19 protein-coding genes and 1 pseudogene are annotated in these 24,759 nt (G+C 72.1%); 6 read left to right on the top strand and 14 right to left on the bottom strand.

All coding sequences use genetic code 11. From position 1 onward, the window contains the following. Positions 1-360: 360 nt before the first annotated feature. The 4 genes and pseudogenes from ACFY0T_RS12395 to ACFY0T_RS12380 all read right to left on the bottom strand — a co-directional run bounded on the left by ACFY0T_RS12395 (position 361) and on the right by ACFY0T_RS12380 (position 2,880). On the bottom strand, positions 361-939 hold the full coding sequence (locus tag ACFY0T_RS12395) for a helix-turn-helix domain-containing protein (RefSeq protein ID WP_388868000.1): 579 nt from the start codon (positions 937-939) through the stop codon (positions 361-363). Between the two features lie 367 nt (positions 940-1,306). Then, positions 1,307-1,446, bottom strand: a pseudogene (locus ACFY0T_RS12390) (LuxR C-terminal-related transcriptional regulator); the annotation flags it as partial. 53 nt (positions 1,447-1,499) lie between these two features. Further along, on the bottom strand, positions 1,500-2,036 hold the full coding sequence (locus ACFY0T_RS12385; protein WP_388867997.1) for a DUF3017 domain-containing protein: 537 nt from the start codon (positions 2,034-2,036) through the stop codon (positions 1,500-1,502). Continuing rightward, complete coding sequence (locus ACFY0T_RS12380) at positions 2,026-2,880, bottom strand: bifunctional methylenetetrahydrofolate dehydrogenase/methenyltetrahydrofolate cyclohydrolase (protein ID WP_388867994.1); 855 nt, start codon at positions 2,878-2,880, stop codon at positions 2,026-2,028. Before ACFY0T_RS12380 ends, ACFY0T_RS12385 begins: the two co-directional genes overlap by 11 nt. Before the next feature lie 289 nt (positions 2,881-3,169). Here ACFY0T_RS12380 and ACFY0T_RS12375 point away from each other — a divergent pair, with 289 nt between their 5' ends. The 4 genes from ACFY0T_RS12375 (at position 3,170) to ACFY0T_RS12360 (ending at position 6,806) form a co-directional block, all read left to right on the top strand. After that, positions 3,170-3,823 carry a hypothetical protein gene (locus tag ACFY0T_RS12375; protein WP_388867991.1) on the top strand — a complete coding sequence of 218 codons (654 nt, stop codon included), beginning with the start codon at positions 3,170-3,172 and terminating at the stop codon, positions 3,821-3,823. 190 nt (positions 3,824-4,013) lie between these two features. Further along, complete coding sequence (locus ACFY0T_RS12370) at positions 4,014-4,760, top strand: FHA domain-containing protein (protein WP_388867988.1); 747 nt, start codon at positions 4,014-4,016, stop codon at positions 4,758-4,760. Further along, the gene (locus tag ACFY0T_RS12365) at positions 4,757-6,310 is read left to right on the top strand and encodes a serine/threonine protein kinase (protein WP_388867985.1); all 1,554 of its coding nucleotides are present in this window, start codon (positions 4,757-4,759) and stop codon (positions 6,308-6,310) included. Before ACFY0T_RS12370 ends, ACFY0T_RS12365 begins: the two co-directional genes overlap by 4 nt. Before the next feature lie 91 nt (positions 6,311-6,401). Further along, positions 6,402-6,806, top strand: coding sequence for a hypothetical protein (locus tag ACFY0T_RS12360; RefSeq protein ID WP_388867982.1), 405 nt, complete (start codon positions 6,402-6,404; stop codon positions 6,804-6,806). A 70-nt stretch (positions 6,807-6,876) separates the two neighbouring features. On the opposite strand, the gene purH is transcribed toward ACFY0T_RS12360, so the two are convergent. Then, positions 6,877-8,439, bottom strand: coding sequence for a bifunctional phosphoribosylaminoimidazolecarboxamide formyltransferase/IMP cyclohydrolase (gene purH / locus ACFY0T_RS12355; RefSeq protein ID WP_388867979.1), 1,563 nt, complete (start codon positions 8,437-8,439; stop codon positions 6,877-6,879). Continuing rightward, positions 8,436-9,056 (bottom strand): phosphoribosylglycinamide formyltransferase, encoded by a 621-nt coding sequence (gene purN / locus ACFY0T_RS12350; RefSeq protein WP_388867976.1) that lies wholly within the window; start codon positions 9,054-9,056, stop codon positions 8,436-8,438. Before purN ends, purH begins: the two co-directional genes overlap by 4 nt. A 647-nt stretch (positions 9,057-9,703) precedes the next feature. On the opposite strand from purN, the gene ACFY0T_RS12345 reads away from it, so the two are divergent. Continuing rightward, complete coding sequence (locus tag ACFY0T_RS12345; protein ID WP_388867973.1) at positions 9,704-10,606, top strand: hypothetical protein; 903 nt, start codon at positions 9,704-9,706, stop codon at positions 10,604-10,606. A 530-nt stretch (positions 10,607-11,136) separates the two neighbouring features. Here ACFY0T_RS12345 and ACFY0T_RS12340 read toward each other — a convergent pair. Beyond that, positions 11,137-12,792, bottom strand: coding sequence for a DUF6350 family protein (locus tag ACFY0T_RS12340; protein ID WP_388867970.1), 1,656 nt, complete (start codon positions 12,790-12,792; stop codon positions 11,137-11,139). Between the two features lie 125 nt (positions 12,793-12,917). On the opposite strand from ACFY0T_RS12340, the gene ACFY0T_RS12335 reads away from it, so the two are divergent. Beyond that, a complete protein-coding gene (locus tag ACFY0T_RS12335) occupies positions 12,918-14,069 on the top strand; it encodes a helix-turn-helix domain-containing protein (RefSeq protein WP_388867967.1) in 1,152 nt (383 codons plus the stop codon). A gap of 115 nt (positions 14,070-14,184) precedes the next feature. Here the strand turns inward: ACFY0T_RS12335 and sucD are convergent, their stop codons facing one another. The 7 genes from sucD to ACFY0T_RS12300 form a co-directional block, all read right to left on the bottom strand. After that, the gene (gene sucD, locus ACFY0T_RS12330; RefSeq protein WP_388867964.1) at positions 14,185-15,069 is read right to left on the bottom strand and encodes a succinate--CoA ligase subunit alpha; all 885 of its coding nucleotides are present in this window, start codon (positions 15,067-15,069) and stop codon (positions 14,185-14,187) included. Positions 15,070-15,090: 21 nt separating this feature from the next. After that, positions 15,091-16,269 (bottom strand): ADP-forming succinate--CoA ligase subunit beta, encoded by a 1,179-nt coding sequence (gene sucC, locus ACFY0T_RS12325; RefSeq protein ID WP_369248679.1) that lies wholly within the window; start codon positions 16,267-16,269, stop codon positions 15,091-15,093. Positions 16,270-16,726: 457 nt separating this feature from the next. Further along, positions 16,727-18,313, bottom strand: coding sequence for a hypothetical protein (locus ACFY0T_RS12320; protein WP_388867961.1), 1,587 nt, complete (start codon positions 18,311-18,313; stop codon positions 16,727-16,729). A gap of 160 nt (positions 18,314-18,473) precedes the next feature. Beyond that, positions 18,474-19,472, bottom strand: a complete 999-nt coding sequence (locus tag ACFY0T_RS12315; RefSeq protein WP_388867958.1) for a hypothetical protein — start codon at positions 19,470-19,472, stop codon at positions 18,474-18,476. Between the two features lie 130 nt (positions 19,473-19,602). After that, entirely contained in the window at positions 19,603-20,868 is a 1,266-nt protein-coding gene (locus ACFY0T_RS12310; RefSeq protein WP_388867955.1) for a VWA domain-containing protein, read from the bottom strand. Continuing rightward, positions 20,865-23,516 carry a DUF5682 family protein gene (locus ACFY0T_RS12305; RefSeq protein ID WP_388867952.1) on the bottom strand — a complete coding sequence of 884 codons (2,652 nt, stop codon included), beginning with the start codon at positions 23,514-23,516 and terminating at the stop codon, positions 20,865-20,867. The genes ACFY0T_RS12310 and ACFY0T_RS12305 overlap by 4 nt, the downstream gene beginning before the upstream one ends. Continuing rightward, complete coding sequence (locus tag ACFY0T_RS12300) at positions 23,513-24,667, bottom strand: AAA family ATPase (RefSeq protein ID WP_388867949.1); 1,155 nt, start codon at positions 24,665-24,667, stop codon at positions 23,513-23,515. The genes ACFY0T_RS12305 and ACFY0T_RS12300 overlap by 4 nt, the downstream gene beginning before the upstream one ends. Positions 24,668-24,759: the final 92 nt, after the last annotated feature.

Raw genomic sequence — 24,759 nt, 5'->3', positions numbered from 1 at the left:
CCTCTTTCCCCCGTACGTGCACAACTGTTCCCCCGCGCGTGGCGCCCTCGGCCGAGTCCCCGTTCTGGCTACCCACAGGGATGCGCTCGGTCAGGATCTCAGTTCCCGGGGTGGGGGCGCACGGGAGCATTCGGGCTGGGGCATGCACCGTTGCACGCCCATTGGACTGCGGTCCAGTGTCCCACCGGCATCTTGTGCGACCGGTCGAACCCCCGGGCTCCGCACGGGACCTCCCGGACCGTCCCGATTGGCCACGTTAACCCAGCTGTTGTGATGGATCAGTGCAAATCCTTGAACTTGTCAAGACATCGACACAACGAGAACACAGGTGTGACCTCAGGAGCCACGGGAGCGACCAGCTCACCCGAGGGTGACGGCACCGGCCAGGGCGACGAGGAGGAGAGCGAGCAGGAGCAGGGCGGCGTAGAGCGGCAGGCGGCCCGCGGCGGGCCCGGACGACGGCGCGTCGGGCGGCGCGTCCCACCACGGAAGCGTGGGGTCGTCCTCGTACGCGCCGGGGACGGCGCCGCCCACAGACGGACCGTCTGCCCCGAGCCCGCCCGCGGACGGACCGTCGAGCACGGGACCACCCGCGGACGGACCGTCGAGCACGGGACCACCCGCGGCCGAACCGCCGGACACCGGGCCGGCAGTCACCGGCACCCGGGGCCAGGCCTGCACCGCCAGCTCCCAGCGCACGCCGAAGCGTTCGGCGTCCTCGACCGAGAGACCCGCGACCCGGCACAGCGCGACGACGGCCTGGCGGGGCGGCGGCTGGGTCGCGTTGAGGTAGCGCTGCCAGGAGGACTTGCTGTACGCGGTGCGCGCGCCCAGGGCGACCAGGCTGAGGCCGGTGCGGTCCTTGAGCTGCCGCAAGTGCTCGACGAAGTGGCGTACCTCCGGCGGAAGTCGCTCTGGCAGCGGCTGCCAGGAACTCATCGCTGACCTCCCTCGGCGTTCCCTGAGCGAGGGACGACACCGGGCGGCGGACGGTTCCCGTGCACGGTCGGCGGCGCCATGGGCGGACGGTTGAGCGGTCGGCGGCGCGGAGGGTTGAGCGGCCGGTTGAGCTGTCCGCGGCGCCGACGGTTGACCGGTCGGCGCGCAGGCGGACCGGCTCGATCGGCAGCCGCATCGCGGCCGGTTCCCGGCGCACGGCACGGACCCCGTACCGGAATGGTCACTTCCGTGCCACAGCGAACTGCCAGCTGTTGAACAGCCTGTTCCCGTGCACAAGTGTTGTCTCCAGGCGGAACACCCGCCCGGTCGCGGCCCGTCCTTACTCGGGGGAGAGGACGGGCCGCGGTCATGCCGTCCTCAACGGCGCCCAGCCGCGCGGCCGGACCAGCCCCGTCTCGTACGCGACCACCACCGCCTGCGCCCTGCTGTCCAGGTCGAGCTTGGTCATGTGTGGTTGAGGTGAGTCCTGACGGTGGCCTCGATGACACGGTGGCCCGCACCCCCCGGGGGGAGGCGCGGGCCACCGTCATGCACGAGGGTCAGCGGACCGTGAAGTGCAACGTGTCGTCCAGGAACGGGATCTCCAGCCACGGGTTCGGCTGCGCCATCATCGCGAGCAGCACGATGGCCCCGCCGAGCACGCCGTACGTGAGCATGTCCGTGAAGCGGGAGCGGACCGCCAGCATGCCCACGCTCGGCAGCATCCAGCGCATCACCGCGCCCGCAAGCAGCGCGGCGCCGATCAGGATCGTGCCGAACCGGAACACGTCGAACGCGGTCAGCAGCAGACCGAGCCCGACGGCCGACAGCACGGCGAGGATCGGCCACTGACGCGCGGGCGCCGGGGCGTCCCCGGGCGCCGCCCGGCCACCGCCCTCGGGCCGCGCGGTGTCCCGGGTGATCCGCGGGAAGCGCCGCGTGGTGCGCCGCGGCTTCCCCTCGGCGTCGGGGGCGCTGACGGCATCGCAGACGGCCGCTTCGGCATCCCGCAGGGCCGACTCGGCGTCGGCGGTCTGCGCGCCCCGCGCCTCGCCGGCCCGCGCCTCACTGTCCTTGGGCCTGCCCTCAGCCGGCACTGCGCTCCGCCGCTTCCACCACGTTGACGAGCAGCTGGGCGCGGGTCATCGGGCCGACGCCGCCCGGGTTCGGGGAGATCCAGGCCGCGACCTCGGCGACGTCCGGGTGGACGTCACCGACGATCTTGCCCTCGGCGCTGCGCGAGACACCGACGTCGAGGACGGCGGCGCCCGGCTTCACGTCCTCGGCCCGGATCAGGTGCGCGGAGCCCGCCGCGGCGACGATGATGTCGGCGCGCTTCAGGTGGGCGGAGAGATCACGGGTGCCGGTGTGACACTGGGTGACCGTGGCGTTCTCGCTGCGCCGCGTCAGCAGCAGCGGCATCGGGCGCCCGATGGTCACGCCGCGGCCGACGACCACGACCTCGGCGCCCTTGATCTCCACGCCGTAGCGGCGCAGGAGGGTGAGGACGCCGTTCGGGGTGCAGGGCAGCGGGGCCGGCTCGTTCAGCACGAGACGGCCGAGGTTCATCGGGTGCAGGCCGTCCGCGTCCTTGTCCGGGTCCATCAGCTCCAGGATGCGGTTCTCGTCGATGCCCTTGGGGAGCGGCAGCTGGACGATGTAGCCGGTGCAGGCGGGGTCCTCGTTCAGCTCGTGGACCACCGCCTCGATCTCCTCCTGCGTGGCGGTCGCGGGCAGTTCACGCTGGATGGAGGCGATGCCGACCTGGGCGCAGTCGCGGTGCTTGCCCGCGACGTACTTCTGGCTGCCGGGGTCGTCCCCGACCAGGATCGTCCCGAGGCCGGGCGTGACGCCCTTCTCCTTCAGGGCCGCCACGCGGGCGGTCAGATCGGACTTGATCGCGGCTGCGGTGGCCTTGCCATCGAGAATCTGGGCGGTCATGCCCCCATCCTCCCGGATGACCCGCTCCCGGTTCCAATCCGGGCACCCGACGGCCGTCCGGCGCCGCTCCGAGGCCCGTCACGGCACCGTTTCGACCGTATCCCGCCATGATCACCGATGTTGCACTTGCACAACACATAAGGAATGCGGCTGGACAAGTAAGAGTCGGCTAAAGAACGATGAGCAGACAGTGCCGCGGGCAGTACCGGGGGGACGGACCGCTCTGTAGAAATTCCTCCGAACCGTGCCGCGCGTCGTCCCCGCACCAGGCAACGGAGGAAAACCCGCCATGAGTTTCGGCGACCCGAACAACCCTTACGGGCAGCCGCCCCAGCAGCCCCCCGCCGCCCCGCCGGCCGCTCCCGGCTACGGCTACCCGCAGGCTCCGCCCGGCGTACCCCCGCAGGGCTACGGCTACCCGCAGCAGCCGGCGTACCCCGGCTACCCGGGCGGCAACCAGATGCTTCCGCAGTCGATGCCGGGGCTTCTGGTCACGGCTCGCGTCTTCCTGTTCATCATCTCCGCGGTGCAGATCCTCGCGGCGCTGGGCTGGTTCTACGTCGCCGCCATCGCCAACGACGTCTCGGACGCGGCGGACAGCTACAGCTCGTCGTCCGACGACCCGTTCGGCGCGTTCAGTGACGGTGCCGACATCGCCACGGGCGTCCTCGTGATCATCGCGCTGATCGCGGCGGGTCTGGCGACCCTCTCGATCACACTGGGCGTGAAGTTCAGCAAGGGCGGTCAGGGCATCCGCATCACCACCGTCATCTACGGCGCGCTCGGGGGGATCGTCGGCCTGATCATGCTGTTCGTCGGCCTGGACTCCGGGATGGCCTCCGCGGTCATCTTCCCGCTGATCTGGGTGGTGTTCGCCGTCATCATCACGGCGGCTCCGGTCACGGCCAGCGGTACGGCCTGGTTCGCGCGCCCGCGTTACTGAAGTCGCCCGCGTTACTGAAGTGAACACCGGCGCCGCCGGAACAACCTCGCGGCACCGAACAGCCCGGCGTCACTGAACAGTTCACGCCATTCACTCCGAGGGCCGTGTCTCACCCTGCACAAGGGGGGACACGGCCCTGGTGCGTCTGTCTACCCTGAATCCCGTAGCCGCGTGCACGGGGAGACGCACCTTGTACAGCATCATCGTGGTACCTCCGCCGACCACGGAGGGCGAACCCGACACCCCCCAGTTCCGCCTCGCTCCCGGCGAGCGCCTCACCTTCGGCCGGTCCGCGGCCGACAACGACCTGGCGATCGCGCACGAGGGCGTCTCGCGCGCGGCCGGCGAGATCACCGCGCACGGCGCCTTCTGGATCCTGAGCAACCTCTCCGCGCACCAGACGTACGTCGTCGAGAATCCGGAGGGCGCGGGCGAGCACATCAAGGTCGGCCCCGGGCGCCTGGACGCGCCCGTCCCCTTCGAGTTCTCCCGGATCGTGCTGCCCGCGGCCGGCGACCTGCTGCCGATCGAGGTGTGGGCGCCCCGCCACGACTACCTGCGCTCCCCCGGCGGCCTCGACGGCGCGACGACCGCCCCCGCCTTCTCCGTCGACCGCACCAAGCGGTACTTCGCGGTCCTCGCCGCCCTGTGCGAGCCCCGCCTGCGCGGCGCACCGCACGCCCCGCTCCCCACGGTCGACCAGGTCGTGCACCGGCTGCGCCCCCTGTGGCCGTCCGCCAGCCGCACCACCGTGCAGTGGAACATCGACTACCTGGCCGTGAAGCTGCGCCTCAAGCCCGGCCCCGACACGGCGGACACGGGCCCTCGCCTCAACGGCAAGAAGGAGTCCCTGGTCTCCCTGGCGCTCCGCTTCGACCTCGTACGCGAGGACGATCTGGTCGTCCTCGCGACGCCGCTGCCCCGGGCCGCCCCGTGAGCGATCCCTACGCGGTGCCGGTCCCCAAGGGCTACCGGGTGGGCCGTTGGGAGGTGCGCGAGCCGATCGCCACGGGCGCCTTCGGGAGCGTGTACGCGGCACGGCGGGCCGCTCCGTGCGACGACCTCCCCACCACCGCCGCCCTCAAGTTCCTGCCCACCGGCACCCACACCCCCCGCCAGCTCACCCACCTGCGCGAACTGGCCGAGCGGGAGCTGGAGTTGCTCGGCCGACTGCGCTCGGCGCCCCGGCTGATCCGGCTGTACGAGACCCTCACCGTCGACGACCCGGCCCGCCCCGAACTCGACGGTGCCACCGTCCTCGTACTGGAGAAGGCGGAAGGCTCCCTTGCCGCCCTGCTGTCCCGGGCGCCGCGCCCCGCGGCCGGTCCGGCGCTGCTCGCGCAGATCTGCGCGGGACTTTCCCAGCTGCACCGGGCGGGCTGGGTGCACGGAGACCTCAAACCGGCCAACGTGCTGCTGATGAAGGACGGTTCGGCCCGGCTCGCCGACTTCAACATGGCCGCCGAGATGGAGGGCACCCACGCGTACACGCCCGCCTTCTCCACCCCCGACTACACCCCGCCCGAACTCCTCTGGTCCGAGATCGGCGAACGCGGCCGCCGCATCAGACCGTCGGCCGACATCTGGGCCTTCGGCGTCCTGGCCCACCTCGTGCTCACCGACTCCTACCCCCTGCCCGGCGGCACCCCCTCGGCCCGCCGGGACGCGGCGGTCGCCTACGCACGCGGCACCGACGAGCTGCGCCTCTCGCCCCAACTGCCGGACGCGTGGCGGGAGATCGTACGGGACTGTCTGGCCCGTACGCACCAGGAGCGGGTCACCGGAGAGGCGCTCCTGCGGCGGGTGGAGGCGGCCGCCGGAACGACCCGCTCGGCGCGTGCCCCGCGACGGCCCGTACGCGGTGGCCGGGCCGTCCTGGGCGCGGTGGCCGGGGTGGTCGCGGTGGCCGCGCTCGCGTACGGGATCAGTGCGATCGCGAACGACGGCAGCGACCGGCAGGGCGCCGACGCGAAGAGCACGACCAAGGTGAGCGCCGCGCGGTACGGCGCCTCCGAACTCCGTACGGACAAGGGCATTCCCGTCGCGTACCGCGCGCTGATCGTCGACTCGGCGCACGACTGTGTGCAGGCCGCGGTCACGCCAGGGCTGATCGCCGCGATGCTGAAGGCCGAGAGCAACTTCGACGCCCATCTCTCCGATCCCGCCATGGACGAGTACGGGATCGCCCGCTGGACCCCGCGCGTACTGCGCTACTACCTCCGCTCCGACGGACAGCCGACGCCGGAGATCCCCAAGCCCCCCTTCACGCCCGCCCAGTCCATCCCGGCCATGAGCCGCTATCTGTGCGCGATCGTGCCGCGGCTCAAGCCGGGCCTGGACGGCGACCAGCAGGTGCTGATCGCCGCCGCGTACCGGACCTCGTACGGAAAAGTGAACGACGCGGGCGGGGTTCCCCCGAAGTACCGCACCTACGCCGACCGCGTCGCTCACTACCTCAAGGAGTACACCCCGCCCGGGAAGAAGTGACCCTGAGAGTTCCGAGGTACCGCTCGCCGGGCTGCGTCGCCACCGTGGTCGTGTCCACCAACGGGGGTGGCACAACGGAGGGACACGCACCATGAAGCGCACACTCGCCTCGCTCGGCGCGGCCGCGGTGCTCGCGGCGGGCGCCATCGCCCTGACGCCGGCGAGCGCGTCGGCCGCGTCCGGCTGCTGGGGGGACGCCGGGCAGAAGACGACCCCGTGGGGCGCGACGTACGCGGCGCGCTACTGCCACAACTACCTGGGCGACTACGTCGGTTACGACACCGGGGACACCGGCTACCTCTACGCGGGCGACAACTGGTTCCTGTGCCAGATCAAGGACGTCGAGAACGCCCCGGTGGGCGACGCCAAGAACAACTGGTGGCTGCTCACCCAGGGCGATGTCGCCTACTCCGACGGCGGCTGGGGCTGGTTCCCCGCGAACAAGGTGTCGGGCGGCAACAACTACGAGCCGATCCCGGGCCTGCCCACCTGCTGACGCGACGGCGGCGGCCTCCGGCTCCCTCGGGGGAGGGCCGGAGGCCGCCGTCATGACCGCGGGGTCGAGGTCAGTGGAAGAAGTGCCGCGTCCCCGTGAAGTACATCGTGATGCCCGCCTTCTTCGCGGCCTCCACGACCAGCTCGTCACGGACCGAACCGCCGGGCTGGACCACGGCCTTGACGCCCGCCTCGGCGAGGATCTCCAGGCCGTCGGGGAAGGGGAAGAAGGCGTCCGAGGCGGCGTACGAGTCGCGGGCCCGCTCGGCGCCCGCCCGCTCCACCGCGAGCTTCGCGGAGTCGACGCGGTTGACCTGGCCCATGCCGACGCCGACCGAGGCACCGTCCTTGGCGAGCAGGATCGCGTTGGACTTCACCGCGCGGCAGGCCCGCCAGGCGAAGGCCAGCTCGTCGAGCTCGCCCTCGTTCAGGGGCTCGCCGGTGGCGAGGGTCCAGCTGTGCGGGTTGTCGCCGTCGGCCTGGAGGCGGTCGGTGACCTGGAGCAGCGCGCCGCCGTCGATCTGCTTGACCTCGGTCGGGTTGGCGGGCGCCTTGTGGGCGCGCAGCACCCGGATGTTCTTCTTCTTGGTGAGGGCTTCGAGGGCGCCGTCCTCGTACTCGGGCGCCACGATCACCTCGGTGAAGATCTCGGCGACCTGCTCCGCCATCTCCTTCGTCACCGGCCGGTTGACGGCGATGACACCGCCGAACGCGGACAGCGGGTCACAGGCGTGCGCCTTGCGGTGCGCCTCGGCGACGTTCGAGGCGACCGCGATACCGCACGGGTTGGCGTGCTTGATGATCGCGACGCAGGGGTCCTCGTGGTCGTACGCGGCACGGCGCGCGGCATCCGTGTCCGTGTAGTTGTTGTACGACATCTCCTTGCCGTGCAGCTGCTCGGCCTCGGCGAGACCGCCCGTGCCGTCGACGTAGAGCGCGGCACCCTGGTGCGGGTTCTCGCCGTAGCGGAGGGTGTTCTTGCGCTCGTACGTCGCGCCCAGGAAGTCGGGGAAGCCGCTGTCGTCGACGGCCGCGTAGTCGTCGGCGAACCAGGAGGCGACGGCCACGTCGTACGAGGCGGTGTGCTGGAAGGCCTCGGCGGCGAGCCGCTTACGGGTGCGGAGGTCGAAGCCCCCGTCCTTCACCGCGGCGAGGACGTCGCCGTAGCGCGCCGGGCTGGTGACGACGGCGACGGACGGGTGGTTCTTGGCGGCGGCGCGGACCATCGAGGGCCCACCGATGTCGATCTGCTCGACGCACTCGTCGGGCGTCGCGCCCGAGGCGACGGTCTCCCGGAACGGGTAGAGGTTGACGACGACGAGGTCGAACGGCTCGACACCGAGCTCTTCCAGCTGGCGGCGGTGATCGGGCAGCCGCAGGTCGGCGAGGATGCCCGCGTGGACCTTCGGGTGCAGGGTCTTGACGCGGCCGTCCAGGCACTCGGGGAAGCCGGTCAGCTCCTCGACCTTGGTGACGGGGACGCCGGCGGCGGCGATACGGGCGGCCGTGGAGCCTGTCGACACCAGCTCGACACCGGCTTCGTGCAGCCCGCGCGCGAGCTCTTCGAGCCCGGTCTTGTCATAGACGCTGACGAGCGCCCGGCGAAGGGGCCGCTTGTTGCTCTCGGCGGTCACTGGATAACTACCTTTCGTCCCTCAATGCGATAGCCGTTGCGGGCGATCCGCCCCACGACATCGACGAGCAGCCTTCGCTCGACTTCTTTGATGCGCTCGTGCAGAGCGCTCTCGTCGTCCTCGTCCCGGACCTCCACCACGCCCTGAGCGATGATCGGTCCGGTGTCGACGCCGTCGTCGACGAAGTGGACGGTGCATCCGGTGACCTTCGCGCCGTACGCGAGCGCGTCACGTACGCCGTGGGCCCCCGGGAAACTGGGCAGCAGGGCGGGATGCGTGTTGACGAACCGCCCCCCGTACCTGGCGAGGAATTCCTTCCCCACGATCTTCATGAACCCGGCGGAGACGACGAGATCGGGCTCGAAGGCGGCCGTCGCCTCGGTCAGGGCCGCGTCCCATTCGTCGCGAGTGTCATAGTCCTTGACTCGACGGACGAAGGTGGGCAGCCCGGCCCGCTCGGCCCGCGCAAGCCCCTCGATCCCGTCCCGATCGGCCCCGACGGCCACGATCTCGGCCCCATAGGCCTCGACGCCATGGGTCGCGATGGCATCGAGCAGTGCCTGCAGATTCGTGCCTGATCCGGAGACCAGCACGACGAGGCGCTTGGCCTTGGCCACGACGGGGCCCTTTCTCGGGGGAGCGTTTGTACGGTCGTACGAATGCTTCGCGCCCCCGGATACGGGGAAGTCTACGAAGCGGCCGACCGTCAGCAACGATACCGGCACACCGGGCGGCCCCCATGGGACGGGGGCGTGGCCGGAAGGTAGCGTCTGGGGAGGATCCACCCGGGAACACCCACCACCACGGGGGAACGCCCTGCGCACGCGGGACGTTGACCTGTGACGGGCATGAACGCTCTGGGCGCGGGCCCGGGGCGGGATCGTCTGGGGTTACGGGCCTTGGGCAGGCACGCTCGGGGCGCGGACTTTGGACGGGATTGTCCAGGGTTACGGGCCTGGGGCACGCTCGCTCGGGGCGCGAGCCCGGGGCGGGATCGTCTGGGGTTACGAGCCTTGGGCAGGCACGCTCAGGGCGCGAGCCTGGGGTACGAACTCGGGGCGCGACCCCGGGGTACGACGCTCAGGGTGCGAGCCCGGGGTACGAACTCGGGTGCGAGCCCGGGGCAGGACGCTCAGGGTGCGAGCCCGGGGTACGAAACTCGGGGCGCGAGCCCGGGGTGAAGAAGCTCGGGGCGCGCGTCGCGAGCACGATGCTGTGTGGACACACCGCCCGCCAGAACCACCAAGGGGAAGACGCACACCTGATGCCGGACCGCAGTCTCCGACTCCCTCCGCTCCTGCTGCGCGAGCAGCGCCCTTCGCCCACCCCGCCGCGGTCGAGCGGGGACGCGCCAGCGGGCGGGAACGGCTCCACAGGTGGACGCGGCCCCGCGGGCGGGAACAGCTCGGCGGGCGGCAATGGCTCCTCGGGGGGCCGGGGTACCGACGCTCCCCCGCCTGCCCCTCCCGCCTCTCCTCCGTCTCCGCCTTCCCCCTCCTCTCCCTCTTCTCCCTCGGACGACAATCCGTTCGCTCCGCCGCCGGAGGGGGCGCCCGACCGGCCGTGGCGGCCGAGGCGCCCCGCGCACGGGCAGGGCACGGACGAGGACGGTGGGTCCGGCCCGAGCGGGCAGTCCCCCTGGGGCAGCCAGTGGAGCGACCGGCAGCCCGGGCCGTCGACCGGCGGCGGTTTCGGTGACCGGCCAGGAGCACCGCAGGGGCAGGGCGGTCCGGAGGGGCCCGGCGGTGGTCCGGGCAGCGGCATGCGCTGGGACCCGACGGACCCGGCTCAGCGCCGCGCGCGCTACGCCCTGCTCTCCGGCATGTGGGCGTTCTTCTTCGCCCTGTTCAGCTGGCCGTACGTGGCGTTGCTGCTGGGCGCGCTCGCGCTGTACTGGGGCGGCAGCGCCCTGCGTGCCAAGCCCCGCACTCCGGACCCGGACACTCCGGCGCCCGATCCGAACGCCCGCCCCCAGACGACTGCCGCGGTGAGCGGGATCGTCACCGCCTCCCTGGCCATCGTCATGGTCGCGGCCACCTTCACCGCGCAGCTGGTCTACAGCGACTACTACGCCTGTACGAACGACGCCCTCACCAACGCCGCAAAGCAGTCCTGCAACGACCTCCTCCCGAAGGAGCTCCGCGGCTTGCTGGGAACCCGCAGCTGACGTCCGTCGGCATCGGGGGTGTTTTTTCGCCCCCTCCGCCCCTACCCGTCCCATACCTGGGCCTCCGCCCCTGAACCCCGACAGGGGCTGCGCCCCCCTGCACCCCACCTCGGGGCTCCGCCCCCGTCCCCGCCGGGGCTGCGCCCCTGGACCCCTTGGGGCTCCGCCCCCGAAACACCTGCCCGGGGCTCCGCGCCCGCTACGGCGCTGCACCCCTGGGCGCCTGGGGCTCCGCCCCCTGGACCCCCGCTCCTCAGACGCCGGAGGGGCTGAATCTTTCGCCGCCCGGGACTGAGAACGCCACTCAGCCCGAGGCTGGGGAACTTTCGCTCCGGCCGGAGCTGAATCTTCGAGCTGCGGTTCGCACTTTCGGCGGCGGCCTCAAGCTTTCAGCCCAGGCCGAGCATCTTCAGCCCGTCCGGCGTTTGAGGACGAGCGCGTCAGCGCGATAGCGGGGGTCTGGGGGCGGCAGCCCCCAGGTACGGGACGGGTAGGGGCGGAGGGGGCGAAAAACCCACCCCAAGCCGATCTCAGGCAGAGTCCGTCGGTTCGGGAGGTGTGGACGCCTCCTTCAGCGCCGCCCAGCGGGCCTCACGAGACGTGTCCTCATGCCATGAGGGACCCACGGAGTCGGCGGGCAGGAAATCGTACGGCTCAAGGTGCTCAGAAGGCTCAAGCATGGAGTCCAGCACCGCAGCCGGGGCCCCGGCACCATCCGCCGACCCCGCCGACCCCGCCGACCCTGTCGGCCCCGTCGCCACCTCAGCTCCAGACCGCCTCGCCCGAGACAACCACAAGCCCACCGGCACCCGAAACCCCCACCCGAGCCACCCCCCAAGCCCACACCCAAGCCCACGCCCACGCCCACGCCCCGCCCCAGTTCCCACATCCCCCCGAGCCCGCCACCCCCGCACCCCCACCCCCACAGGCACCCCCACCACCCCCACCCACACCACAGCGGCACCCCCCACCTGCCACCACACCGGCCCGAAGTGGGCCAGAGCCGCCACCCCCAACGGCCCCCCGGCCAACGCGGCCAACAGCGCGAGCGCGACCCCGCACACCCCGGCGGCCACCGCAACGGCGGCAACGGTCCGCCCCCGGGACCAGACCACCCCCTGCCCCCCATCCCCCGGCACGGCCGCCGCCACCACGAACCACGCCACCGTCACCCCCGCGACCACCGGCACCACCCCACTCACCCAACTCACCGGCCCCCCGGCCCCCGGCACCGCCGCCAGCAGCGGAAACGCGGGGAGCAACGGCCCCGGCGAGGCCGCGGACAGCGGTCCCGCCACATGCCCGGCACCGAGGACGACCCCGGGCCCGAGCCCATACGCCGCCCCCCACACCGCCGCATTCGGCACGAGCGCGAGACACAACAACAGAACCGCGAACCGCCCCGACCACCCCTCGGTGAGCTGCAGAAACGAGTCCCGAGCCGTCCCCCCGTGCCACACCAGCGACGCCCCGACCAACAACGCCCCTCCCCCGACAAGCACCGCCACCCCACCCCCGGCCGCCCGCACCACACCCCCGAGGAACCGGGAAGCCTCCGGTGCCTCCGCTTCGGACAGCGCCACGAAGCGACGTACGCCGGAAAGAGGCAGCACACCGACAGCCCTGCGCACCCACGCCGGCAGCGGCCCCCGCGGACGCCCGTACGCCGTCCACACCCCCGCCCCGGCCGCACCCGCGGCAAGCAACGGCAGGCACACGGCAGTCCACACCCAGGACGGCCGCAACGCACCGCCCGACGCGTACAGCGCGGCGGCCGCGCCGACGGACAGATAGCCCACGACGACCCCGGCCCACGCCGTCCGCGGCGCCGCCTCGGAGTCGGCGGCGGCCGCGTCGCGCCCCGCCCGGTGCAACAGCCACACCGTCAGCACGAGAAGGAGCAGCGGCGTCACCCCCATCGGCATGGGCTGGCCCGACAACGTATCGGTGCGGACCAACTCCACGCCGTGCGCGAGGAGCCAGAGCGCCGCTGCCACGTGCAGCGCCCCACCGGGCCCGCTGTCGGGATACGGCGAGCTGATCCACAGCACCATGACGAGGACGGCGAACGAGCCGAGCCCGAGCCCCGCCGCGAGGGCGCCACCCAGGAGGCTGGCGGCCAGTCCGGGGGATCGGTCGCGCATCCGGGTGAGCAGGGGCGACAACGACAGCCTGCGATCGGTCATTTGGGTCACGCCCTCATGCTCCCAACGACACGCGCTTTCTCGGCGTAACAGGCGAACCCCGGATGTGTCGCTCAATATGCAGCTATGCACTTTTTCGTACGAAGGGGCAAGCTGTGGGGTCCGACATGACGCAGAGCCCTACGCCCGCACAGCCGACCCCGCAGCCGGCCTCACTGCCGACCCCCGAGGAGCGCCGCCGGCTGCGCGAGGCCAAGTCGTTGACCGAGGCCGAGGTCGCCGTCAGGGTGGGCGTCTCCCGCGAGACGGTGCGCTCATGGGAGACCGGCCGTACGACGCCGCGCGGCCGAAAAGGGGAAGCGTACGCAAAGCTGCTGACCGAGCCGGCGCCCGCGGAAGCCGAGCTGACCGCCCGTCATCAGCGCGCTGTTCCCGCACGGGTGGAGGCAGACGCGGTCACGTCACCCGAAGAGGCGCAGCCCTCCGAGGGCGCCGACCCCGTGCCCCCGGAACCGGCAACGGCGCTGACGCCCGCTCAGGCCTTCGACGCCCTCTACGCGTTCTGCGCTCCCGCCCTCGTACGGCAGACCTATCTGCTCACGGGGCGGCGCGAGCTGGCGCGCGAGTCCGTGGAGCGGGCCTTCCAACTGGCCTGGCACCGCTGGCCCGAGGTCGCCCTGGACCGGGATCCGGCCGGGTGGGTGCGTGCGACCGCGTACGAGTACGCGCTCTCCCCCTGGCACCGGATGCGTCCCCGGCACCGGCACCCGGAGGCGCCGCCCGCCGACGCCGCCGACCGTGCGCTGCTCGACGTACTCCTGAAGCTGCCGCCGGCGCACCGGCGCACGCTGCTGCTGTATGACGGGGTCGGGCTCGATCTGCCCGAAACCGCGGCCGAGACGGAGGCGAGCACGCCCGCGGCGGCCAAACGGCTGCTGCACGCGCGCGAAGCCGTCGCGGCGCGGCTGCCGGAGCTGGCGGTGCCGGAGGAACTGCACCAGCGGCTCGCCGAACTCGCCAGTACCGAGCGGCTGCGGGCGGCGAAGTCCCCCACGGTCCGCTGGGTCGGCGAACGCCGCGCCCGCCGCTGGACCCGCGCGGCCATCGCCTTCACGGCCCTCCTCATCGGCACCACGAGCCTGACCCTCCGTATGGCCCCCGACCACTACGAGCCCTCCCTGGCCCCAGGCGTAGCGGTCCACGGCCTCCCACCCCGAGCCGCCCTGGGCCCCCTCTCCCCATCCCAGCTGAAACTCCACGCCAAACTCAAGTCACAAACGGTAAGCGGCCCAGCACGGCTGGTCCCGGAGAGCCGCTAGCCACCGTTGGCGCTGTGCCCGATGCCTTGCAACCAAGTCCCGCCCCGGAAAACGCCGGTGGGCCCGCACCCCAGCAAGGGGTACGGGCCCACTCGACGTTCAGCCCAGCAGAGCGTCAGCCCGCAAGAAGCTCACGCGCAAGCTTCGCCGTCTCGGTCGGCGTCTTGCCGACCTTGACGCCGGCGGCCTCGAGGGCCTCCTTCTTCGCGGCGGCCGTACCGGAGGAGCCGGAGACGATGGCACCGGCGTGGCCCATGGTCTTGCCCTCGGGCGCGGTGAAGCCGGCGACGTAGCCGACGACCGGCTTCGTCACGTTCTTGGCGATGAAGTCCGCCGCACGCTCCTCGGCGTCGCCGCCGATCTCACCGATCATGACGATCAGGTCGGTGTCGGGGTCGGCCTCGAACGCGGCGAGCGCGTCGATGTGCGTCGTACCGATGATCGGGTCGCCACCGATGCCGACGGCGGACGAGAAGCCGATGTCACGGAGCTCGTACATCATCTGGTACGTCAGCGTGCCGGACTTCGAGACCAGGCCGATGCGGCCCGGCTTCGTGATGTCGCCCGGGATGATGCCGGCGTTGGACTGACCCGGGGTGATGAGACCGGGGCAGTTCGGGCCGATGATGCGGGTCTTGTTGCCCTTCGCCTTCGCGTACGCCCAGAAGGCGGCGGAGTCGTGGACGGCGATGCCCTCGGTGATGACGACCGCGAGGGGGATCTCCGCGTCGATCGCCTCGACGACGGCGGCCTTGGCGAAGGCCGGCGGCACGAAGAGGACGGACACGTTGGCGCCGGTCTTCTCCATGGCCTCGGCGACCGTGCCGAAGACCGGGATCTCGTGGCCGTCGATCTCGACGGACGTGCCCGCCTTGCGCGGGTTGACGCCGCCGACGATGTTCGTGCCGTCGGCCAGCATGAGCTTGGTGTGCTTCATGCCCGTGGCACCGGTCATGCCCTGGACGATGACCTTGCTGTCCTTGTTGAGGAAGATAGCCATGGCTTGGTGTTCCCTCGTCCCTTACTTGGCCGCGGCCAGCTCGGCGGCCTTGTCGGCCGCGCCGTCCATGGTGTCCACGCGCTGCACGAGCGGGTGGTTGGCGTCCGACAGGATCCTGCGACCCAGCTCGGCGTTGTTGCCGTCGAGGCGCACGACCAGCGGCTTGGTGACTTCCTCGCCCTTGTCGGCGAGCAGCTGCAGCGCCTGGACGATGCCGTTGGCGACCTCGTCACAGGCGGTGATGCCACCGAAGACGTTGACGAAGACGGACTTGACGTCCGGGTCGCCGAGGATGATCTCCAGGCCGTTCGCCATGACCGCGGCGGAGGCGCCGCCGCCGATGTCGAGGAAGTTGGCGGGCTTCACGCCACCGTGGTTCTCACCGGCGTACGCGACGACGTCGAGGGTGCTCATGACGAGACCCGCGCCGTTGCCGATGATGCCGACCTCGCCGTCGAGCTTGACGTAGTTGAGGTTCTTGGCCTTGGCGGCGGCCTCGAGCGGGTTGGCCGCCGCGTGGTCGACGAGCGCCTCGTGCTCCGGCTGGCGGAACTCGGCGTTCTCGTCCAGCGACACCTTGCCGTCGAGCGCGATGACGCGGCCGTCGGCGACCTTGGCGAGCGGGTTGACCTCGACGAGGAGGGCGTCCTCCTTGATGAAGGTGTCCCACAGCGTCACCAGGATCTCGGCGACCTGCTCGGCGACCTCGGCCGGGAACTTCGCCTGGGCGACGATCTCGCGGGCCTTCTCGATCGAGACGCCCTCATTGGCGTCGACCGGGACCTTGGCGAGAGCCTCGGGGTTCTCCTCCGCGACGACCTCGATCTCCACGCCGCCCTGGACGGACGCCATGGCGAGGAAGGTGCGGTTGGTGCGGTCGAGGAGGTACGAGACGTAGTACTCCTCGGCGATCTCGGGCGCGGTCTCGGCGATCATCACCTTGTGGACCGTGTGGCCCTTGATGTCCATGCCGAGGATGTCCGTCGCGCGGGCGACGGCCTCGTCCGGGGTGGCGGCGAGCTTCACGCCACCGGCCTTGCCACGGCCTCCGACCTTCACCTGGGCCTTGACGACGGACTTGCCGCCAAGACGCTCGGTCGCCTCGCGGGCTGCCTCAGGCGTGTCAATGACTTCACCGGCCAGCACCGGTACACCGTGCTTGGCGAAGAGGTCCCTCGCCTGGTACTCGAACAGGTCCACGCGCGTCCGTCCCTATCAGTGATCTCGCGGTTCGTTGGATGCGTGGGCGTGCCGCGAAGGGCAACGTGACGTCCGCTGTCACAAGGGTGGCGCACACGGTGTCCGAGCGCGCGGCATGTCCGTCTCGCAGGTTATCGCCGCTTGACGGGGGTCTCTAAATCGCAGATCACACCTGAGCGGTGATACCTGTCACAGAGCAGGGCCTCACCAGGCTGGGGTTTGCCTGGTGAGACCCCTTGAACAGCCCCGAAGGGGCCCAGGGAGGGTGGTCCCCACCCCAATGGGGACCACCCTCCCTATCCGCGGGGTTTCGGCCGGACGGACCGACGGCTTTCGGCCGTCCGGGTCCGTGGCCCCGCGGAGTCGGTCGGATGCCGTACGTCGACTTCGCCGGTCGCCGCCGTACGGCTGGGGGGTACGGCGTCCCGTCCAGGACGCCGCATGGGAGAGGGGGACGTCAGATGCTGTACGCGCCGTACTGCGCGTTCTGCACGTTCTGCGTGTAGTGCGCGCGATGTACGTCCTGCACGTAGCTCGGCGCGACCGACTCGCCCACGCCCTGGACACCGCTCACCGCGTGCCCGGCCAGCGGGCCGCCGGTCGCGCCGACGGTCCCGGTCACGTCCTGCGCGAGGGCACCGACCTGGCCGACGACACCGCCCGCGAAGGGCCGCACATCGCCCGCGACGCCGTACGCGAGCCCGGTGGCGCTGCCCTCGACCCCCGCCACGACCGGCTGCACGAGGTCGACGACCGGCTGCACCGCGCCGACCACACCCCCGGCGAAGGGCTGCACGTCGTCGGTGACGACACCCTGCGCGAACGGGGCGACCTGGCCGGTGACGCCGTACGCGAGCGTGCCCGCGTCACCCGCGACGCCGCCCGCGAAGGGCTGGACGTCGCCGTCCAAGCCGTACGCCAGCGCGCCCGCGTCCCCGACGGCCTGCCCGGCGACCGGGACGACGCCGTGCACGGCGGTGGCGGCGACGGGCGGCAGCACGGAGGCCGCGGTGTCGTCGACGACCTGACCGACCAGGCCTCCGGCGAACGGCTGTACGTCACCGACGGCGCCGTACGCCAGCGTGCTCGCGCCGCCCGTGACACCGTGCGCCAGGGCCGTCGCATGACCGGCGACGCCGTACGCCAGCGCGGTCGCGTCGCCCACGGCGCCGTACGCCAGTGGCGTGACGTTCCCGACTGCGTGGTCCACGACCGGGGTGACGCCCTGGACGGCACCGACGGCGACGGGCGGCAGGGCGGCGGCCGCGGTCTCGTCGACGACCGGGATCGCGATGCCCGTGGCGGTGCCGGCGGCGCCCTGGGCCGCGCCCTGGGCTCGAGCGGGCGCGCCGGTGACCGTCCGGCCCGCGGTCTTCTCCGCCGTGGCGACGGTCTGCTGGACCTTGCTCTGCGCGGCGGACGGCGCGGCCGCGGCGGTGCGCTGGGCGGCCGCGAGCTTGCTCTGCGCCCCGGCGAGGGCCTCCTCCAGCTCCGGCGCGAAGGCCCCGAGCGGCCCGAAGAGGTAGTCGATCTCGTCCTGCGGGGCACTGGCGTCGGCGACCGTCTCCTCGGCCTTGCCGGTGGTGTGCTCCGCGGTGGCGGCGACGGCGGCCTTCGCCTGCGAGAGGTGGGTGACGGAGGGGACCTTGGCGTCGACGTAGCGACGGGCGTGGTCGGCGGTCGTCGTGGCCGTGCCGGTGCTCTTCCTGGCCTGGGTGGTGGAGGTGGTGGAGGTGGCTGCGGCCCGACCAACCGTCGACTTCGCCTTCGCGGCGGTGTCCGAGACGGTCGAGGTGGCCCCGTCGACAGCCGCGCCGTCGGTGACGCCGGAGACCGTGCTCTGCACGTCGCTCGTCACGTCCCCGACGACGCCGTCGACGGTGTCGGTGACCGTGCCGACGGTGTCGGTCACGTCGACGCTCACGTCGGGAGCGGACAGGGACGACGAGGGCAGTTCGTCCGCGCTGGCGACGGCGGAGCCGAGCGCCCACGCGCCGGTGACACCGGCGGCTATGACGATGGAACGGCGGATGTTCTTGTTCATGCGTGCGTCAGATCCTTCGGGATTCCGAGAGTTCGGGACAGTCCGTTGAATTCCGTTGAATTCCTGGGGGCTTGCGTCCGGGGATCGGAGGGGTGTCCGGACGGCGGGCAGACCTGATCCGCCCCCGCGCGGCAGGTCGTGCAGCGGGGGAGGGGCTGCCCTAGCCGGGGAAAACGGGAATGTCCCGGTACCTGTCCCGGGTCTCGGCCGCAGTCACGACCGCGGAAGCGCCGGGCACGAGCCGCAGCGGCGCCCGGTGGTTCGGAGTGACGGCATACGGATCGCCGTGCCGCGGCGCGCCGTTGTCGACGGCGGACTGGTTGCCCAGCGCGCCGGTCGGGTCGCCGCCGGGCGCCTGGTGAGCGGGGACCTGCCCCGCCCGTACCCCGTGGTGGTCGCGGCGCACGTCAACGCCACCGGTACCGACCGCGGGGCCGCTCGGTCCGTACGAGGGGTGGGCGGGCGCGCCCGACCGCCGACCCGTGTCGTGCCCGATCGTGGCACTCGGCTGCTCCGTCACCCCGTCCGACGGCTGCGGGGCCGCCGTGACCGGCGGAGTCTGCGCACCCACACCGGGGAGCGTGGGCAGACCCGGCAGATCACCCGGCCGATCGGGGAGTCCCGGCACGGACGGCAGTACGTCCGGCGGAGTTGCCGTCAGTCCGCCGGTGACGGTCTTCACCGCATCACCGATCGGCCCTACGACGGCTTCGGCAGAGTCGGCGGCCGGCTCGACGAGGCCGCCGACCGGCTGGGCAACCTGGCTAACGGTGTCCGTGACATGCGTGACGCTGTCCGCGACATGGGGAACGGCGCCCGTGACGTGAGGGAAGGCGTCTGTGACGTGGGGGACGGCGTCCGTGCCCTGGGGAACGGCGCCCGTGACAGGCGTGTCGGAGCTCGACGGGGACGCGTCCGAAGCGGCCTCGGAGGCCGAAGTACCCGCCGCTACCACCCGATCCACGGCGCCCTTCGCCGACTGCACGGCCGCCGTCGGAACCGTCGGCACCGCCCCGTCGGCCGCGTGCGCCTGCTCCCCGCAGAGGAACCCGAGCGCGAACAACCCACCCACCAGCAGCACCACTTGCAGCGCACGTCGTCCGGCCGCCGTACGCAGCACGCGCACAGCGGCACCGGGCAGTGCGGCTGACAGGGTCAAGACGGGGAGGGTCCTCCCGTACGAAGGCAGGTGAAGGCTCTGGGGCCGCGTCGATCCTCGCACGGGACTCCCGAGGTTGCGCAAGTCCCCTGTTACCGATGGGTATTCATGTCCGGATTCTCCGCTCCCTTCACCTGGTGTCGGGTATCGGCAGCGGACGCTTCTCGATCGCCGCCGCCATCACCTCGGGAAACAGGTCGGGCGTACAGGCGAACGCCGGTGCGTCGAGAGCCGCGAGCGCCGCCGCGTGCTCACGGTCGTACGCGGGCGCCCCCTCGTCGGACAGCGCGAGCAGCGTCACGAACTGCACCCCCGACGCCTTCATCGCCGCCACCCGCTTCAGCATCTCGTTGCGTATCCCCCCTTCGTAGAGGTCGCTGATGAGCACGACCACCGTGTCGGCGGGCCGGGTGATCTGCGACTGGCAGTACGCGAGCGCCCTGTTGATGTCCGTACCGCCGCCGAGCTGCGTGCCGAAGAGCACGTCGACCGGGTCGTCGAGCTGGTCGGTGAGGTCGACGACGGCCGTGTCGAACACGACGAGCCGGGTCGAGATAGACCGCATCGAGGCCAGCACGGCACCGAACACGGACGCGTAGACGACGGACGCCGCCATCGACCCCGACTGGTCGATGCAGAGGATGACCTCCTTCTTCACGGACTGCGAGGCGCGCCCGTACCCGATCAGCCGCTCGGGCACGATCGTGCGGTACTCGGGCAGGTAGTGCTTCAGGTTGGCCGCGATCGTGCGGTTCCAGTCGATGTCGTGGTGGCGGGGTCTGCTGATCCGGGCGCTGCGGTCGAGGGCGCCGGTGAGCGTGGCCCGGGTGCGGGTGGCGAGCCGCTTCTCCAGATCCTCGACGACCTTGCGCACGACGGCCCGCGCCGTCTCCTTCGTCGTCTCCGGCATGGCCTTGTTGAGGGAGAGGAGGGTGCCGACCAGGTGTACGTCGGCCTCCACCGCCTCCAGCATCTCGGGCTCCAGCAGGAGGGTGGCCAGCCCGAGCCGGTCAATGGCGTCGCGCTGCATGACCTGGACGACGGAGGAGGGGAAGTACGTCCGTATGTCCCCGAGCCAACGCGCGACGGACGGCGCCGACGCCCCGAGCCCCGCCGAACGGTCCCGCCCCGACTGCGCCTTGCTCCCCTTCCCCTTTCCATAGAGCGCGGTGAGCGCCCCGTCCATCGCGGCGTCCTGCCCGGCGAGCACACATCCCGTGCCGTCCGCTTCGTCGCCGCCGAGCACGAGCCGCCAGCGGCGAAGTCGCTCGCCCGCCGCGCCGGGTGCGTCGGTGTCGTCGGTTGGGCCAGTTGGGCCGGTTGCGTCGGTTGCGTCGGTCCCGCCGATCGCGCCGGTGTCGTCGTTCACTTCGCGCGCGTTCGCCGGTGCGGTCATCGGGCCATCCCTACAAGGTCGTTGTCGTCACTGATGTGATCGCCACCGGTGCGATCGTCACCGGCGTGATCGTCATCGACACGACTGCCACCGGCGCGATCGTCACCGGCGTCGGATTCGCCCAGCCCAAGCAGCAGACGGAGCACCGGCAGTACGGCGTCCGCGCGCTCGGGGTCGAGGTCGGGGGCGAACCCGGGTATCCCGGAGGCGGCGACCGCCGCACTCCCGCTCGCTCCCGGCCCACGCCGGACCAGCTCGCCCAGCATCCTGCGCACCCCGGCCTCGTACGCCGAGAACGTCCGCCGCAGCAGCGGCAGCACATCGGTGAACGCCTCCGCCGGCACCCCCGTCAGCCACGCGTCCACCAGCCCGAGCAGCCGCTCGTCGTGCACGAGCAGCATCCCGCCGCCGGAACCGCCCCCGACGAAGCCCTCGATCCACGCGGCCGCGTCCCCGGGCGCGGTCCCCGGCGACAGCACGAGCCCCATGAGCCGCGCCGCCTCGTCCTGCGCCAACTCCCCCTCGTCCAGCAGCAGTCGTACCGCCCGTCCGCGGATCACCCCCGGCACGGTGTCCCGCCCGCCCAGCACCCGGAGCACGGAGTGCCAGCGGCCGCGTGTGCCGCCGGAGGTTGCTGTACGGCGGACATCCTGCGCGGCTTCGCCGAGTGGGGGTGTTTCGCCGTCGCTGGATGCTGGTGCGTTGCCGTCGCTGGACGCTGGTGTGTTGTCGTCGCTGGATGGTGGTGCGTCGCCGTCGCTGGACGCCGGTGTGGCGCCGGGAGACGCCGTGGCCGTCTCCCCCAGTAGTCCCACCGCCCCGTGCACCGCGTCCACATGGCGTCGCATCTCCTCGGCGGCCTCGGTGTCGAGGGCCGCGCAGGCGGGTGGGAGGCCGACGAAGATCCGCTCGGCGAGGCCGGCCGCCACGTCGGTGAGGGCGTGGGTGTCCGTGCCGCGTACGTCGCCGTAGCGCAGGGAGCGGACCAGGGCGGGCAGGGCCTGGGCGAGGTGGCCGACGTCCGCGTCGAGGGCGGCCCGGTCGGCGAGGACCCGCATCACCACGGGCAACGCGTCCGGGAGTTCGGCCAGCAGGCAGCGCTCGGCGAGTGCCGTGACGTCGGCCAGCGCGTGCGCGGCGACGGCGTCCGCCTCGGCCCTGGCCGTCGCGGCGGCCAGCACCGTCGTGCCCCACACGCCGGCCTCGGCGACCCGCACCGACAGCTCCGGCTCCCAGCGCAGCCGCCAGGTCTCCCGGAAGGTGCCCGTGCTGCCGCGCGACACCGTGGGCTCGCCCCACTCGACGCCCAGAAGCCGCAACCGGTGCAGCAGCCTGCTGCGCTCGGCGTCGGTCTCCTTGCGCAGGTCGAGCTCCAACTCCCGCTCCAGCGGCTCCGGTTTGAACCGCAGCCGTCGCTGGAGCCGCGCAAGGTCACGCTGCAACGGCACCGCAGGGGCGGACTCCGGCACCTCCCCCAGCACATCCCCGACCACGAGCCGGTCCCGCACCAGCGCCAGCGGCACGTCCGAGCCCTCGCACATCACGGCCCGTACGGCGTCGGTGGTCTCGGTCAGCCCCGGCAACGGGCGGCCGCGCATCGCGGCGAGCGTGTCGGCCAGCCGCACCGCCTCGATGACGTGCGCGGAGGAGACGCTGCGGTCCTCGTCGCGCAGCAGCCGGGCCACCTTGGTCATCCACCGCTCGACCGGACGGTCGGGGGCGCCGAACAGATGCCCGTACCAACCCGGAGAGTCGATGCCCGCGCCGTACCCACTGACCCGGGACAGCCGGCGGTGCGTCCACGGCACCCACGTCATGTCGGCCTTCGCCTTGGGCAGCCCCTTGAGCAGCGCCCGGTCGGCGCCGACCGTCGTCCGCTGCCGCAGCGCGGGCACGTGCCAGGCCCCGCACACGACGGCCACGTCATCCCCGAACTCCCGCTGGGCCGCCCGCACCTGGAGTCGCATGTACGCCTCCCGCACCAGATCCCGGTCGTGTCCCCCGACCCCGTACGCCTCCCGCAGCGCCCCCATCGCCTCCTCGAGCGCGGCGAACGGCGCGAACGGGTCGCTCCCGGCCCCGCTCCGGTGCTCGACCACGTCCTCCCACCAGCGCTCGGGATCGTCGTAACCGGCCGTCTCGGCGAGTACGGCGAGGGGATCGATCCGCACGGTCGCCTCGACCGAGGGGGACGACTCCTCCTTGTCCTCCGAGGGGTCTTTCGAAGGGGCCTTCGAAGGGTCTCCCGGAGCGGATTCCGCCGGGGCTCCCGAAGGTGCTTGCGAGGGGGCTTCCGAAGTGGATTCCTCCCTCCCCCACGCCAGCGTGTGGGCCGCCGGGAGGTCGATGAAGCGGGCCGGGACTCCGTGGTCCAGGGCCCACCGGATCGCCACCCACTCCGGTGAGAACTCGGCCAGCGGCCAGAAGGCGGAGCGGCCGGGCTCGTCCACGACGTGCGCGAGGAGGGCGACCGGGGGCCGCATGTCCTTGTCGGAGGCGAGCGGGATGAGCGCGTCGGCCTCCGGGGGTCCCTCGATCAGCACGACCCGGGGAGCCGCCGCCTCCAACGCGGCGCGCACGGCCCGCGCGGACCCCGGCCCGTGATGCCGTACGCCCAGCAGCATCGGCCCTCCGCTGAAGACCGTCATGCGCTCACCTCGCGGCAGGCCCGGTAGAAGTCCTTCCAGCCGTCGCGCTCGCGGACGACCGCCTCCAGGTACTCCTGCCAGATGACGCGGTCGGCCGCCGGATCGCGGACGACGGCACCGAGGATGCCGGCGGCGACGTCGCTCGCCCGCAGCACGCCGTCGCCGAAGTGGGAGGCCAGGGCAAGGCCGTTGGTGACGACGGAGATCGCCTCGGCCGTGGACAGCGTGCCGCTGGGCGACTTCAGCTTCGTACGCCCGTCGGCCGTGACCCCGTCGCGCAGTTCGCGGAAGACGGTGACCACGCGGCGGATCTCGTCGATGCCGTCGGGCACGGCGGGCAGGTCGAGCGAGCGGCCGATCTGGTCGACGCGGCGCGAGACGATGTCGACCTCGGCGTCGGCGCTCTCCGGCAGCGGCAGCACCACCGTGTTGAAGCGGCGGCGCAGCGCGCTCGACAGTTCATTGACCCCGCGGTCGCGGTCGTTGGCCGTGGCGATCAGGTTGAAGCCCCGCACGGCCTGCACCTCCTGCCCCAACTCCGGTATCGGCAGGATCTTTTCCGACAGGATCGTGATCAGCGTGTCCTGGACGTCGGCCGGGATGCGGGTCAGCTCCTCGACGCGGGCCGTCATGCCCTCGGCCATGGCTCGCATGACAGGGCTCGGCACGAGCGCGTCCCGGCTGGGCCCGTGCGCGAGCAGCTGCGCGTAGTTCCAGCCGTAGCGGATCGCCTCCTCCGGCGTGCCGGCCGTGCCCTGCACGAGCAACGTCGAGTCGCCGCTGACCGCCGCGGCCAGGTGCTCGGACACCCAGGTCTTCGCGGTGCCGGGCACGCCGAGCAGGAGCAGCGCCCGGTCGGTGGCGAGCGTGGTGACGGCGACCTCGACGATGCGGCGCGGTCCCACGTACTTGGGTGTGATCACCGTGCCGTCCGGCAGCGTGCCGCCCAGCAGATACGTCGCCACGGCCCACGGCGACAGCCGCCAGCGGGCCGGGCGGGGCCGGTCGTCCTGCGCGGCCAGCGCGGCGAGTTCGGCGGCGAAGGCGTGTTCGGCGTGCGGTCGCAGCGCCTCACCCGACTCGTTCGCGATCGCTCCCGCGCTCTTTCCCGCGGGCGCATGGACGGACGTCGGTTCAACGGACACGGACATGGCTCGGTCCCCCTCCAGCTCGGCCGGTTCGGATCTGGTTCCACCGTGCACCACGCCACTGACAATCCGCTCTGACCTGCGCAAATGCGCTC

Source organism: Streptomyces sp. NPDC001530 (assembly GCF_042894545.1).
Lineage (GTDB): Bacteria > Actinomycetota > Actinomycetes > Streptomycetales > Streptomycetaceae > Streptomyces.
This window is presented reverse-complemented; position numbering and strand designations above follow the sequence as displayed.

What these genes read in the sequence shown, in the direction of transcription:
- ACFY0T_RS12395 (WP_388868000.1), bottom strand. Translation starts at nt 939, where the DNA reads ATGAGTTCCTGGCAGCCGCTGCCAGAGCGACTTCCGCCGGAGGTACGC.
- ACFY0T_RS12380 (WP_388867994.1), bottom strand. Translation starts at nt 2,880, where the DNA reads ATGACCGCCCAGATTCTCGATGGCAAGGCCACCGCAGCCGCGATCAAG.
- ACFY0T_RS12375 (WP_388867991.1), top strand. Translation starts at nt 3,170, where the DNA reads ATGAGTTTCGGCGACCCGAACAACCCTTACGGGCAGCCGCCCCAGCAG.
- ACFY0T_RS12360 (WP_388867982.1), top strand. Translation starts at nt 6,402, where the DNA reads ATGAAGCGCACACTCGCCTCGCTCGGCGCGGCCGCGGTGCTCGCGGCG.
- ACFY0T_RS12345 (WP_388867973.1), top strand. Translation starts at nt 9,704, where the DNA reads ATGCCGGACCGCAGTCTCCGACTCCCTCCGCTCCTGCTGCGCGAGCAG.
- ACFY0T_RS12340 (WP_388867970.1), bottom strand. Translation starts at nt 12,792, where the DNA reads ATGACCGATCGCAGGCTGTCGTTGTCGCCCCTGCTCACCCGGATGCGC.
- ACFY0T_RS12335 (WP_388867967.1), top strand. Translation starts at nt 12,918, where the DNA reads ATGACGCAGAGCCCTACGCCCGCACAGCCGACCCCGCAGCCGGCCTCA.
- sucD (WP_388867964.1), bottom strand. Translation starts at nt 15,069, where the DNA reads ATGGCTATCTTCCTCAACAAGGACAGCAAGGTCATCGTCCAGGGCATG.
- ACFY0T_RS12320 (WP_388867961.1), bottom strand. Translation starts at nt 18,313, where the DNA reads ATGAACAAGAACATCCGCCGTTCCATCGTCATAGCCGCCGGTGTCACC.
- ACFY0T_RS12310 (WP_388867955.1), bottom strand. Translation starts at nt 20,868, where the DNA reads ATGACCGCACCGGCGAACGCGCGCGAAGTGAACGACGACACCGGCGCG.
- ACFY0T_RS12305 (WP_388867952.1), bottom strand. Translation starts at nt 23,516, where the DNA reads ATGACGGTCTTCAGCGGAGGGCCGATGCTGCTGGGCGTACGGCATCAC.
- ACFY0T_RS12300 (WP_388867949.1), bottom strand. Translation starts at nt 24,667, where the DNA reads ATGTCCGTGTCCGTTGAACCGACGTCCGTCCATGCGCCCGCGGGAAAG.